General features: G+C 64.1%; 12 protein-coding genes. 10 read left to right on the top strand and 2 right to left on the bottom strand.

The annotated features are described in order from the left end of the window. The first annotated feature begins 206 nt into the window (after positions 1-206). The 6 genes from AC3CCE_RS09420 (at position 207) to AC3CCE_RS09395 (ending at position 6,966) form a co-directional block, all read left to right on the top strand. Positions 207-1,040 (top strand): inositol monophosphatase family protein, encoded by an 834-nt coding sequence (locus AC3CCE_RS09420; protein WP_352623639.1) that lies wholly within the window; start codon positions 207-209, stop codon positions 1,038-1,040. 61 nt (positions 1,041-1,101) lie between these two features. Then, entirely contained in the window at positions 1,102-2,127 is a 1,026-nt protein-coding gene (locus AC3CCE_RS09415; protein ID WP_023711637.1) for an ABC transporter substrate-binding protein, read from the top strand. 90 nt (positions 2,128-2,217) lie between these two features. After that, positions 2,218-4,422: an ABC transporter permease gene (locus tag AC3CCE_RS09410; RefSeq protein WP_488377129.1), complete on the top strand. Its 2,205-nt coding sequence runs from the start codon at positions 2,218-2,220 to the stop codon at positions 4,420-4,422. Positions 4,423-4,436: 14 nt separating this feature from the next. Further along, complete coding sequence (locus AC3CCE_RS09405; RefSeq protein ID WP_352623637.1) at positions 4,437-5,537, top strand: ABC transporter ATP-binding protein; 1,101 nt, start codon at positions 4,437-4,439, stop codon at positions 5,535-5,537. Positions 5,538-5,635: 98 nt separating this feature from the next. Continuing rightward, complete coding sequence (locus AC3CCE_RS09400) at positions 5,636-6,109, top strand: carboxymuconolactone decarboxylase family protein (RefSeq protein WP_352623635.1); 474 nt, start codon at positions 5,636-5,638, stop codon at positions 6,107-6,109. Beyond that, on the top strand, positions 6,109-6,966 hold the full coding sequence (locus AC3CCE_RS09395) for a sigma-70 family RNA polymerase sigma factor (RefSeq protein WP_352623633.1): 858 nt from the start codon (positions 6,109-6,111) through the stop codon (positions 6,964-6,966). Before AC3CCE_RS09400 ends, AC3CCE_RS09395 begins: the two co-directional genes overlap by 1 nt. A 117-nt stretch (positions 6,967-7,083) precedes the next feature. Here the strand turns inward: AC3CCE_RS09395 and AC3CCE_RS09390 are convergent, their stop codons facing one another. Further along, positions 7,084-7,668, bottom strand: coding sequence for a TetR/AcrR family transcriptional regulator (locus tag AC3CCE_RS09390; RefSeq protein ID WP_023818413.1), 585 nt, complete (start codon positions 7,666-7,668; stop codon positions 7,084-7,086). A gap of 105 nt (positions 7,669-7,773) precedes the next feature. Between AC3CCE_RS09390 and AC3CCE_RS09385 the strand changes: the two genes are divergently transcribed. Further along, positions 7,774-8,589: an oxidoreductase gene (locus AC3CCE_RS09385; protein WP_352623631.1), complete on the top strand. Its 816-nt coding sequence runs from the start codon at positions 7,774-7,776 to the stop codon at positions 8,587-8,589. A gap of 67 nt (positions 8,590-8,656) precedes the next feature. After that, positions 8,657-9,658, top strand: coding sequence for an NADP-dependent oxidoreductase (locus AC3CCE_RS09380; protein WP_352623629.1), 1,002 nt, complete (start codon positions 8,657-8,659; stop codon positions 9,656-9,658). 97 nt (positions 9,659-9,755) lie between these two features. Here the strand turns inward: AC3CCE_RS09380 and AC3CCE_RS09375 are convergent, their stop codons facing one another. After that, positions 9,756-10,673, bottom strand: a complete 918-nt coding sequence (locus AC3CCE_RS09375; protein WP_352623627.1) for a polyprenyl synthetase family protein — start codon at positions 10,671-10,673, stop codon at positions 9,756-9,758. Positions 10,674-10,804: 131 nt separating this feature from the next. Here AC3CCE_RS09375 and AC3CCE_RS09370 point away from each other — a divergent pair, with 131 nt between their 5' ends. Together AC3CCE_RS09370 and rpmF are read left to right on the top strand one after the other, a co-directional pair. Further along, positions 10,805-11,512, top strand: a complete 708-nt coding sequence (locus AC3CCE_RS09370) for a transglycosylase domain-containing protein (protein WP_050588540.1) — start codon at positions 10,805-10,807, stop codon at positions 11,510-11,512. A 152-nt stretch (positions 11,513-11,664) separates the two neighbouring features. Continuing rightward, complete coding sequence (rpmF, locus tag AC3CCE_RS09365) at positions 11,665-11,847, top strand: 50S ribosomal protein L32 (RefSeq protein WP_352623625.1); 183 nt, start codon at positions 11,665-11,667, stop codon at positions 11,845-11,847. Positions 11,848-12,017 lie beyond the last annotated feature (170 nt).

The raw sequence follows: 12,017 nt of genomic DNA, 5'->3' as shown, positions 1-12,017 counted from the left end.
GCTGCTGTTTTCGTGATTCTTTGCACGCCCGTGCAATGTAATGCAACTCTTCTGCCATTGCCACCCACCGCACTTGACAGGCATGGCCGAATGCAACAGCTTTGCACAGCCGTGCAATACAAGCCGGCTCAAGAGTGGCATCGGAGGAATACCCTGTCCATTTCGCCGAAGACGGCATTGAGGGCGCGACTGTCCGGACCGGCTGCATGAGCAGGGCGGCGGCGCATCCGAAGGCGGACCGGCTGTCCGAGGCCGAGATGGACAGGCGTGCCGAGGTCTGCCGGAAACTGCTTGTCACGGCCGGGCAACTGGCGATGGAAGGCTATGCCCGGCAGGGCGCCGTCCAGCCGGTGGCGATGAAAGGCCCGCAGGATTTTCTCACTGAAACCGACGGCAAGGTCGAGGAGCACATCCGCGCGACGCTCGCAGAGGCTTTTCCGCAGGACGGGTTTTTGGGCGAGGAAGGCGGCGGCATCGGCTCTGCCCGCATGTGGGTCGTCGACCCGATCGACGGCACCGCCAATTTCATGCGCGGTATTCCGCATTTCTGCATTTCGATAGCTTTCGTCGAGGACGGCCGCAGCGAGATCGGCGGCATTGCCAATCCGGCCGTCGGCGAAACGTACTTTGCCCGTCGCGGGCAAGGCGCGACGCGCAATGGCGCGCCGATCCATGTGTCGCCGACGCAAGCGTTCGACCGTGCCTTTGTGGAGTTCGGCTGGTCGCCGAGGATTCCGAACCGTGAGTATCTCGACAAGGTGAGCCTGGTGTGGGCGCTCGGCGCCAATGTACGCCGCTCCGGCTCCGGAGCGCTTGGGCTGGCCTATGTGGCCGACGGCCGCTCGGATGCCTATGCCGAGCTGCACATCAATTCGTGGGACTGCCTGGCCGGATTGCTGCTGGTGGAGGAGGCCGGCGGCCGGGTGAACCGGTTCCTCGACGGCGACGGCATGGCGAAGGGCAATCCCGTGCTTGCGGCAGCACCCGGTGTCGCGGCGACATTGTCCCAGGTGATCGGAGTGCCGCTCGACGACGGGTAGATCGTTTCCAGTGAGAAGACAGGGAGGAATATCGATGAAGACATTTGACAGTAAGCAAGGCTTGCGCGCCGCCTGGCTTGGCCTTGGCGCGGCGCTGGCCATGTTCGGATTGGCGGGTGCCGCCCAGGCGGCCGACCGCAGCCTCACAATGTATTGCGCCGTCGACGAGGCCTGGTGCCGGGCGATGGCGACCACCTACCAGAAGGAGACGGGCGTCAGCGTCGACATGACCCGCATGAGCGCCGGCGAAATCTACGCCCGCCTCCGGGCCGAGAAGGACAATCCGCAAGCCGATATCTGGTGGGGCGGCACCGGCGACCCGCATCTGCAGGCGGCGGAAGAGGGCCTCACCCAGGAATACAAGTCGCCGCAACTGGCAAACTTGCGCGACTGGGCGCTGAAGCAGGCCGACAGGTCGAAGAACCGCACGGTCGGCATTTATCTCGGTGCGCTCGGCTATGGCTACAATGAGGAAGATCTGAAGCAGCGCGGGCTGACCGCGCCGGCGTGCTGGGCCGATCTGGTCAAGCCGGAATTCCAGGGCGAGATCGAGATGGCCGACCCGAATTCATCGGGCACGGCCTGGACCATGCTTGCCACCATCGTCCAGCTGATGGGCGAGGACAAGGCATTCGACTATCTCAAGCAGCTCAACAAGAACATCGCCGAATACACCAAGGCAGGGGCCGCGCCGGCGCTCGCCGTCGGCAAGGGCGAGACGCTGATCGGCATCTCCTTCCAGCACGACGTGATCAATGCCGCGAAACAGAACCCTGCCGTGAAGGTGGTGTCGCCTTGCGAAGGCACCGGCTTCGAGATCGGCTCGATGAGCATCGTGACGGGCGCCAAGCATGCCGAAGAGGCGCAGAAATTCTACGACTGGGCGCTGAGCCCGGATGCGCAGAAGCTCGCGGCGCCGAACGGCAGCTTCCAGATTCCGTCGAACACCGCCACGCCGGTGCCGCCCGAGGCGCCGGACCTCTCGAAGATCAAGCTGATCGACTACGACTTCGCCAAATACGGCTCGTCGGCCGAACGCAAGCGGCTGTTGAAGAAGTTCACCGACGAGGTCCGCAATGGCGGCTGAGCGCGTTCTTTCGTGCTCACTCTAGCATCTGATCGCCGGCTGCCCTTCGCGGCAGCTGGCGCACCATCCTTTGGCACAGAAAGACATTGAATGGCCGCGGCCGGTTCCATGGTCAGTTCCGCTCCTGGACGCAGCGCGCTCGCCTGGGTAATGGCCGCGTGGGCGAGCTTCGTGCTCTTGCCTTGGTACAAGGTCGAAGGCGGCTTCCTGTCGTTCGACTGGCTGGCACAGCCGGCGGATGCGACGCCGGCCATCATACTGGCGCTCGGTGGCCGGCCCTGGCTGTTGCCGCTTGTCCTGCCGCTTCTGCTGGCGAGCTGGCTGGTGGCGCGCAACAAACCCAAGAGCCTTGCGATTGCAGGCGCGGCGGGCCTGCTGTGGCTGGCCATCGAAGGCTTTTCCATCATCCATTCGGGCTGGGGATTTGGCTTGCTTACCCAGGTCGCCGGCACGCCGGGACCGATACAGCCGGGGCTCGGCTGGGGTGCGGCGCTCTATGCCGTGGCGATGCTGATGTTCATCGCCGAGGCGCTCGCCGCGCGCGGCTGGTGCAAGGGCGACCGTTTCGTCGTCGGCTCGCTCTCAATCGTGATTGCTTCGCTGATCCTGTTCGTCGCCTATCCGCTGCTGTCGATCCTCACCTCGGCCATCAAGGATAATGACGGCAATGTCGTGCCGGCGCTGTTCGTCGAAAAGATCTTCAGCGCCAACATATGGAGCCTGCGCTGCCTCTATGGCGAGGGCTCCTGCGGCGTGGCGTGGAACACGGTGGCGATCGCAGTCCTCGTCGGCTTTTTCTGCACGGCGCTTGGGCTGGCTCTGGCGCTGATTGCGCTTCGCACCAAGCTGCCGGCCAAATGGCTGCTGCGCGGCCTGTCCATCCTGCCGATCATCACGCCGCCCTTCGTCATCGGCCTGGCGCTGATCCTGCTGTTCGGCCGCGCCGGCATCGTCACCAACCTCATGTCGGTGCATCTCGGCATTCCGCGCAGCCGCTGGATCTATGGCATAGCCGGCATCACCATCGCGCAGGTGCTGGCCTTCACGCCGATCGCCTTCCTGGTTCTGGTCGGCGTGCTGCAAGGGGTCAGCCCGAGCATGGAGGAGGCGTCGCAGACCTTGCGCGCCAGTCGCTGGCGGACGTTTCGCACCGTCACCTGGCCGTTGATCCGGCCGGGCCTGGCCAGCGCCTTCCTGATCTCGTTCATCGAGAGCATGGCCGATTTCGCCAATCCGCTGGTGCTGGGAGGCAATTTCAACGTGCTGTCGACCGATATATTCTTCGCGGTGGTTGGCGCGGCGCACGACCAGGGCCGCGCGGCGGTGCTGGCGATCGTGCTGTTGATGTTCACGCTGGCAGCCTTCGTCATCCAGCGCCGCTGGATCGGCAGCCGCAGCTACGTCACCGTCGCAGGCAAGGGCGATGGCGGCGTACCGGCGACGCTGCCCAAGGCCTTGCGGATCGGCTGCTACGCCGCCGTCGTTCCGTGGCTGGTTCTGACCATCGTGGTCTACGGCATCATCCTGAGCGGCGGTTTCGTGCAATCGATCGGGCGCGACAACACGCCGACGCTCGAATATTTCCTCACCGCCTTTTCGATCGAGAAAGGCGTCAATGGCTGGTTTTTCAGCGGCTCGGCCTGGCCGTCGCTGCTGATGACCATCGGGCTGGCGCTGGTGGCGATGCCGTTCACCGCGGCGCTCGGCATCCTGACGGCCTATCTGCTCGACCGGCAGCGTTTCGCCGGGCGCACCATGTTCGAGTTCCTGGCCATGATGAGTTTCGCGATTCCCGGCACGGTAATCGGCGTCAGCTATATCCTTGCCTTCAACGTGCCGCCGGTGCAATTGACCGGCACCGGGCTGATCATCGTGATCTCCTTCATCTTCCGCAACATGCCGGTGGCGATCCGTGCCGGGCTCGCCAATCTCGGACAGATCGACAAGAGCCTGGACGAGGCATCGCTGACGCTTGGGGCGCGATCCTTCGCCACCTTGCGGCGGGTGATCCTGCCGATCCTGAAGCCGGCGATCGTGACCGCGATGATCTACAGTTTCGTGCGCGCGGTGACGGCGGTCAGCGCCGTCATCTTCCTGGCGAGCGGCCGGTTCAACCTCGCCACGGTCTACATTGTCGGGCGCGCAGATGTCGGCGAATACGGCATCGCGATTGTCTATTCGGCGGTGATGATCGTCGTCATGATGGTCATCCTCATCGGCATCCAGCTGCTGGTCGGCGAACGCCGGCTCGGCCGGCGCCGGCCTGGTCCGGAAGCCGTTGTGGCAGCAATCTGATGGGGAGAAGCGGCGTGGATCAGACGGCGAAGACTGCTGCCCCGGTTGCGACGGACAGGCCAGCGGTGCGGTTCGAGGGCGTCACCAAGAAATATGGCGCGGTGACCGCCGTCGACAACGTCAGCTTCGACATCGCGGCGGCCAGTCTGGTGACGCTGCTCGGGCCCTCGGGTTGCGGCAAGACGACGACGCTCAGGCTGATCGCCGGGCTGGAACAGACCAGCACCGGGCGCATCCTGATCGACGACAAGGATGTGACCTTGCTGTCCGCCGCCGAGCGCGATGTCTCCATGGTGTTCCAGTCCTATGCGCTGTTTCCGCATATGAACGTGATGGAGAATGTCAGCTACGGCCTGCGGGCGATGGGGCTTGGCAAGGCGCAGGCAGCCGAGCGCGCCGCCGAAAAGCTGTCGCTTGTCGGCCTGTCCGGCTACGAGAAGCGCCAGCCGAGCGAATTGTCCGGCGGCCAACAGCAGCGCGTCGCGGTGGCGCGCGCCATCGTGCTGGAGCCGAAGGTGCTGCTGTTCGACGAGCCGCTGTCCAATCTCGACGCCAAGCTGCGCCGGCGCGTGCGCGACGAAATCCGCGGCCTCCAGCAAGATCTGGCGCTGACCATGGTCTATGTAACGCATGACCAGGAAGAGGCGCTCGCCGTCTCCGACCGCATCATCGTCATGAACGCCGCTCGCGTCGCCCAGGACGGCACGCCGCGCGACCTCTACAACGAGCCGACCAACCGTTTCATCGCCGACTTCATGGGCGACGCCAATCTGCTCGACGTCGAGGTGCTTTCCAGCAATGCAACCAGAGCGAGGGTCAAGGTCGGACCCTTGCTGCTCGACATGCCGGGTCGCGGTAACGCTCCGGGGCCGGCGATGCTCGCTGTGCGCCCGAATGCCGTGCGCATCTTGCCCGGCCAGCCAGCGGGCACCATGAAGGGCCAGGTGGTCAAGAGCTCGTATCTCGGCGACCACATGGAATACCGGATCGCGATCAGCGATCCGGCGGTCGAACTGTTCGCGACATCGCCTGATGTCACACCCGCCGTGGCGGAAGGGACGATGGTCGGGATCGATTTCGATCCGGCGAAGATCGTGCTGATCAAAGACAATTGAACGCGCCGGGAAAGCACCTTCGAAAAAATAAAGCCTGAATGTCACACCGGCCGGTCTTGTCTCGTCATGATGGCGTACCCAACACAAGGACTGCAATCATGACCGCCAAAATCGACCTCTTCGCCGCCGCCCCTGCGCTGATCAAGCAGTGGCAGCGCGCATCGACCGAGCTCTCCGTCGCCGCCGGGCTCGAGCACAGCCTCAACGAGCTGGTGAAGCTTCGGGCGTCGCAGATCAATGGCTGTGCCAACTGCATCAACCTGCATGCCACGGAAGCGCGCGAGAATGGCGAGACCGAGCAGCGCATCTATCTGCTGCCGGCCTGGCGCGAAGCGCCCTGCTACAGCGACCGCGAACGTGCTGCGCTCGGCTGGACCGATGCGCTGACGCGCCTGTCGGAGGGACAGGACCGCGAACGCGCTTATGCCGATCTGAAGGCGCATTTCACCGACGAAGAGCAGGTCAAGCTCACCGTGTTGATCAACGTCATCAATGGCTGGAACCGCATCGCCGTCGGCTTCGGTCTTTATAACGATGCGGCGACGATACGCGCCAGCGCCAAGGCGGCGTGATGGCTGACGCGGCACCCGACGACGCGGCAGCGGGCTTCGGCCCGCTGCGTCCGAAGCTGATGCGGGTCGCCTATCGCATGCTGGGCTCGGTGAGCGACGCCGAGGATGTCGTGCAGGATGCCTTCATCCGCTGGATGGGGACCGACCGCTCGCAGGTTCGCGAGCCAGAAGCGTTCCTGCGCCGCACGGTGACGCGGCTTTGCCTTGACCAGCTCAAATCCACGCGGCGCCAGCGCGAGACCTATATCGGCCCTTGGCTGCCCGAGCCGATCGTCGAAGAGGACGATCTTGAAGATGTCACCTTGCCGCTGATGTTGGCGCTGGAGCGGCTTTCGCCGCTCGAGCGGGCGGCCTTTCTGCTGCACGATGTGTTCGGGCTGGAATTCGAGGAGGTCGCGACCGCCATCGAGCGCGATTCAGCCGCCTGCCGCCAGCTTGCCGCTCGCGCACGGGGCCATGTCCGCCAGGCGCGGCCCCGCTTCAAGGTGGAGAAGCAGCGTGGCCTGGAGATCGCCGAAGCTTTTTTCGCGGCATCGCGCAGCGGCGACATGCAGGCGCTCGGCGCGCTGCTGACGGAAGATGTCAGCGCTCATGCCGATGGCGGCGGCAAGCGTCCGGCGGCTTTGGCGCCGGTGCTGGGCTTCGACGCCGTCATGAAGCAATACGCGCAAGTCGCGGCCTGGCTGCGCGACAATCGCTCGACGCTGGTGCGCATCGGCTTCGTCAATGGACTGCCGGGGTTCGTCACGCGGGAGGCCGATGGCGAACTGCAGACGACCGCGCTTGACATCGAGGACGGCAAGATCGCGGCCGTCTATGTCATGCGCAATCCCGACAAGCTCAGGCATCTGCACTAGACCTGAGATTGAATCGGGCGAAATAGCGGTTCGGCTTGCCTCCAAAGGCCGGCCCTTCCTGTGTGCGACCCGCAGGACGATGTCAGGGCTGCCCTTTGCCGCTGCCGCCACCGACCTCTAGGATGCCTTCTCCCCGTCACGTGGCTGGATCAGCCTGCGCGCGGCATCTGCTCCTGCCGCAAGGAAGCGATCCGACAATTCGGTCCCTGCCACCGCGCGGGCCAGTTGAAGCGCGCCGATGAGGGTCGCAAAGACGCCCATGGCAACGCCTTCCGGATCCCTGGCCTGCGGAAGCGCTGCAGACAACTGGCGCACCAGAACCAGCAAGCGTTCGGTATAGACTTGTCGCGTTTCGAGCGGCTGACGCGCGAGTTCCGGGAGCAGCGCGGCGTTGGCGCAGCCCGTTCCCGGGTTGTCCCGGTGCGCAGCTGACAGATACGCCGCTATGCCCATCTCCGGACCACCGGCGGCCAATACCTCCTGCAGTTGCTGCACCTGGCTCTCCAGTGCCGCTACAAGGCTTTCACGCACGAGCTCCGCCTTGGACTGGAAATGCGGATAGAAGGCTCCGTTCGTCAGTCCGGCGTCGCCCATAATGGCTGCCAGTCCGGACGCGGCGATGCCGTCACCGCGAAAACGCTGGGCTGCGACCTCCACGATGCGATCGCGGGAGGCGTCCTTTCGGCCCTTTTCGTAGCGCATGGCTGCTATTCCTTTCTGCTATTGCATTACGGTCGTAATTTGATATTATGATCATAATTCAACCAGCGAACGAAAGCTAGCCCCAGTGGCTTTGGAGCATAAAAAATGAATGCGAACTCTGGAAAGACCGCAGTCGTGACCGGAGCCTCTTCGGGCATCGGCCGCGCCAGTGCCGAGGCCTTGGCGCGGGCGGGGTATACCGTCTTCGGGACAAGCCGCAGCAAGGCCGGCAACGGCCCGGCTAAGGTGTCCATGCTGACCTGCGACGTGACCGACGGGGAGTCCGTCAGCGCCCTCGTTGCAACCGTGCTGGCCCAGACCGGCCGCATCGACCTCTTGGTCAACAATGCCGGTGTCGGCCTGCTTGGCGGCGCCGAGGAATCTTCGGTCGCACAGGTGCAGGTTCTGTTCGACGTCAATCTGTTCGGCGTCATGCGCATGACCAATGCGGTGTTGCCGTCGATGCGGCGCCGCGGCCAAGGGCGCATCGTCAACATCGGCTCGATTCTAGGATTGGTGCCCGCGCCATACTCAGCGCACTACTCGGCGGTCAAGCACGCGCTGGAGGGCTATTCGGAATCGCTCGATCATGAGGTTCGCGCCTTCAACATTCGCGTCTCGGTCATCGAGCCGGCATTCGTGCGCACCGTCTTCGACCAGAACGGCATCGAGCCGGATTCCCTGTTGAAGGACTACGATCGGGCGCGCGCCGGTCTCAAGGCGCTGCTTGCCGATGTGATGCCCAAAGCCGATCGGCCGGAAGTGGTGGCGGATGTGGTCGTCAAGGCAGCGACCGACGCCCGTCCGCGACGGCGCTATACCGCAGGGAAGGCAGCGCGCCAGGTCAGCCTGCTGCGCCGCTTCGCTCCCGCGGAGATGTTCGACAAGACCTTGCGCAAGCAGTTCCGCTTGCCGGTCTGAACAACGGCGGGACGGAGAATTTCACGCACAAACGGCACACCAACAGGCACTTCAGAAAGTCACTGCCATGAAGGCATTCGTTGTCGACAAATATAACAAGAAAGGCATTTTGCGGCTCGCCGAGATGCCGGAGCCGGAACTGCTGGACAATGACGTCCTGGTCGAGGTCCATGCCGCAGGAGTGAACCTGCTGGATTCCAAAATCAGAACCGGTGAATTCAAACTCATCCTTCCCTATCGCCGGCCCTTCATTCTCGGTCACGACGTTGCTGGAAGGGTTGTCAGGGTGGGCTCGAAAGTCCGCAAATTCAAACCCGGCGACGCCGTCTATGCGCGGCCGCCCGACGGCCGGATCGGGACATTCGTCGAATTCATCGCAATCGATGAAGCCGACGTGGCGCTGAAGCCGGCGAACCTCAGCATGGAAGAGGCGGCCTCGATCCCGCTGGTCGGTCTGACCGCCTGGCAGGCTCTCATCGAGAGGGCGGGTCTGAAGACAGGCCAGAAGATCTTCATCCAGGCTGGCTCCGGCGGCGTGGGGACATTCGCCATCCAGTTGGCAAAGCACCTCGGCGCGATCGTTGCGACAACAGCGGGCGCGGCAAGCAACGATCTGGTCAGGGATCTCGGCGCCGATGTCGTCGTCGACTACAGGAAGGACGACTTCGAGAAAATCCTGTCGGGCTACGACGTCGTCCTGAACAGCCAGGACGCCAAGACGCTTGAGAAATCCCTGACTGTGCTGAAACCGGGTGGGAAGCTCATCTCGATTTCCGGTCCTCCGGATCCCGAATTTGCCAGGAAACAGGGACTGAACGTGGTGCTAAGGCTGCTGCTGCGGCTGCTGAGCCGTGGTATCAGGACCAAAGCCAAGCGCCGGGGGGTGGGATTTTCGTTCCTGTTCATGTCGGCGCAAGGTGAGCAACTGAGCAAAATCACGTCCCTCATCGAAGATGGGGCGATTCGCCCGGTCGTCGACAGGGTCTTTCCTTTTGAAGCGACCAATGAGGCGCTGGCTTACGTCGAAACAGGACGCGCCAAGGGCAAGGTCGTCGTCAAGGTCAGATAGAGCGCGCAGTTGCTTTGGGGCATTTGAGAGACACCAAAGCAAGGCAGCGCAAGGCCGACAAATTCCGAAAACGGTTCGGCATCCGATCGCCCAAACCTCAGTTGTTGCGGATTGCAACGAAGCTTGCCGCTGCCTTCAGCAAGGCTGCCTGTTCACCGTAAGGCTCGAGCAATTCATGGGCTTGCTTGACCAGCCCATGGAGCTGGCTGCGCGCCCAGTTCGCGCCATGCAGCGCCACCAGCGTCGCCTTGCCGGCGGCTGCGTCCTTGCCGGTCGCCTTGCCCATCTGGCTGGCCTCGGCGGTCAGGTCGAGCAGGTCGTCGGCAAGCTGGAAGGCAAGCCCGACCGCCGAGCCGAATTCGGCCAGCCGGTCGCGGTCCTGCGGTGCGGCGCCGGCAATGATCGCGCCGGCTTCGCAGGCGAAGCGGATCAGCGCGCCGGTCTTCATCGCCTGCAGCCGGATAATGCCGGCTTCGTCCGGCCTGCTGCGCTCGGCTTCGAGATCGAGCGTCTGCCCGCCAACCATGCCCCCGGTGCCAGCCGCGCGCGCCAGCGCCAGCACCAGCGCCGCCCTGCGCTCCGCCGGCAGCGCCGTCGCCTCATCGGCGAGGACATCGAAGGCAAGCGTCAGAAGCGCATCGCCGGCAAGTATGGCGGTAGCTTCATCGAAGGCCTTGTGCACGGTCGGCTGGCCGCGGCGCAGATCGTCGTCGTCCATGGCAGGCAGATCGTCATGGATCAGCGAATAGCAATGCACGCATTCGAGCGCCGCCGCCACGCGCATCGCCGCCTCGCCATAGGCGCCAAAAAGGGCGGCACTTTCCATGACCAGGAAGGGGCGCAGCCGCTTGCCGCCGTTCAGCACGCCATGGCGCATGGCCGCCATCAGACGCTCCGGTCGGGCGATCTCGCCGGCAAGCGTGCGGCCGTCGAGCAGCAGCCTGAGCCCGGCCTCGATCGCCGCCGCCCGCCCCAGAAGTGCGGCCTCAAAGGCCAATTGCTCGTCTTTCGTCATGGCCGGGAGCGGTAGCCGACACTCAGACGTTGCGCAAGAAGCCCCGCGCCATTATGCCGGAGGCGGGAGAATGGCGCGGGTGGGGCGGCTTGACGGAACCGATCGTCGATCATGAAACCGAGGGGTTTGAGATGGCGCGACCGAGGCGCGTGAACCGCGCCGGTCTGAAGCGCCTCGCCCGGCGTTGCCTGGTCGTCGCCGCCGTGCTGGCGGCGATACCCGTTGGGCTGACCTTCCTCTATCTGCCGTCCTTCGTGCATCCGATATCGACCTTGATGGTCAAAGACCTCGCGACATTTTCCGGCTACGACCGGCGCTGGGTGTCGATCGACGATGTGTCGCCGGTGCTGGCCAATTCGGTGATCATGTCGGAGGACGGTCAGTTCTGCTTCCATCGCGGCATCGATCTCGGCGAATTGCGCGGCGTCGTCGACGATGCGCTGGCCGGCGAGGCGACGCGCGGCGCCTCGACCATCACCATGCAGACGGTGAAGAACCTTTTCCTGTGGTCGCGGCCGCTGGGCTCGGTGCGCAAGGTGGTCGAACTGCCGCTGGCCGTCTATTTCGACGCGGTGATGTCGAAACGGCGGATCATGGAGATCTACCTCAACATCGCCGAATGGGGGCCGGGCGTTTACGGCATCGAGGCGGCGGCGCAGCATCATTTCGGCGTTTCGGCCAAACAGCTGTCGCGGCGGCAGGCGGCATTGCTCGCCGTCTCGTTGCCCAATCCGATCGCCCGCAATCCGGCCAAGCCCGGTCCGGGTCTGCGGCGCCTGGCGTCGCTGATCGAACGCCGCGCCGGCCGTTCGGGCGCGTACGTCGGTTGTCTTGATTAGGTCGAACCGCTGCCGGCTCAAAAAAAATCGCCACGGTGCTGGCCAAAACGGCGCAGGGCGTGTATAGGCACCCGACTTCTCAGATTATGGCCCTGACGCGGCCCTTTCACGAGGGCTATCGGGGCATTTTGACCATGTAGTGGAGCATATCCATGGCCGTTCCGAAACGAAAAACCTCTCCGTCCAAGCGCGGCATGCGCCGCTCGGCCGACGCTCTCAAGGCCCCGACCTATGTCGAGGACAAGAATTCCGGCGAAATGCGCCGCCCGCACCATATCGACCTGAAGACCGGCATGTATCGCGGTCGCCAGGTGCTGATGCCCAAGGAAAGCTGAGACCAACTTTCGAAGGGTTTGAATGCCAAAAGAACCGGCCATTGGCCGGTTTTTTTGCGTTTGGTGCGCCGCGCCGCCAACTATGCCAAAGACCGGGCGTCCGTGGCGATACAAGCTGCGGCGGCGGTGCTGTATTGAGTCCGCATGCCTTGTCGCGGCGCTTCCGCGCG

The organism is Mesorhizobium sp. P160187 (genome assembly GCF_057766425.1).
This window is presented reverse-complemented; position numbering and strand designations above follow the sequence as displayed.

Bases quoted from the DNA above. Each gene is read 5' to 3' on its own strand.
- AC3CCE_RS09410 (WP_488377129.1), top strand. From the start codon at position 2,218: ATGGCCGCGGCCGGTTCCATGGTCAGTTCCGCTCCTGGACGCAGCGCG.
- AC3CCE_RS09385 (WP_352623631.1), top strand. From the start codon at position 7,774: ATGAATGCGAACTCTGGAAAGACCGCAGTCGTGACCGGAGCCTCTTCG.
- AC3CCE_RS09420 (WP_352623639.1), top strand. From the start codon at position 207: ATGAGCAGGGCGGCGGCGCATCCGAAGGCGGACCGGCTGTCCGAGGCC.
- AC3CCE_RS09375 (WP_352623627.1), bottom strand. From the start codon at position 10,673: ATGACGAAAGACGAGCAATTGGCCTTTGAGGCCGCACTTCTGGGGCGG.
- AC3CCE_RS09380 (WP_352623629.1), top strand. From the start codon at position 8,657: ATGAAGGCATTCGTTGTCGACAAATATAACAAGAAAGGCATTTTGCGG.
- AC3CCE_RS09390 (WP_023818413.1), bottom strand. From the start codon at position 7,668: ATGCGCTACGAAAAGGGCCGAAAGGACGCCTCCCGCGATCGCATCGTG.
- AC3CCE_RS09395 (WP_352623633.1), top strand. From the start codon at position 6,109: ATGGCTGACGCGGCACCCGACGACGCGGCAGCGGGCTTCGGCCCGCTG.
- AC3CCE_RS09370 (WP_050588540.1), top strand. From the start codon at position 10,805: ATGGCGCGACCGAGGCGCGTGAACCGCGCCGGTCTGAAGCGCCTCGCC.
- rpmF (WP_352623625.1), top strand. From the start codon at position 11,665: ATGGCCGTTCCGAAACGAAAAACCTCTCCGTCCAAGCGCGGCATGCGC.
- AC3CCE_RS09400 (WP_352623635.1), top strand. From the start codon at position 5,636: ATGACCGCCAAAATCGACCTCTTCGCCGCCGCCCCTGCGCTGATCAAG.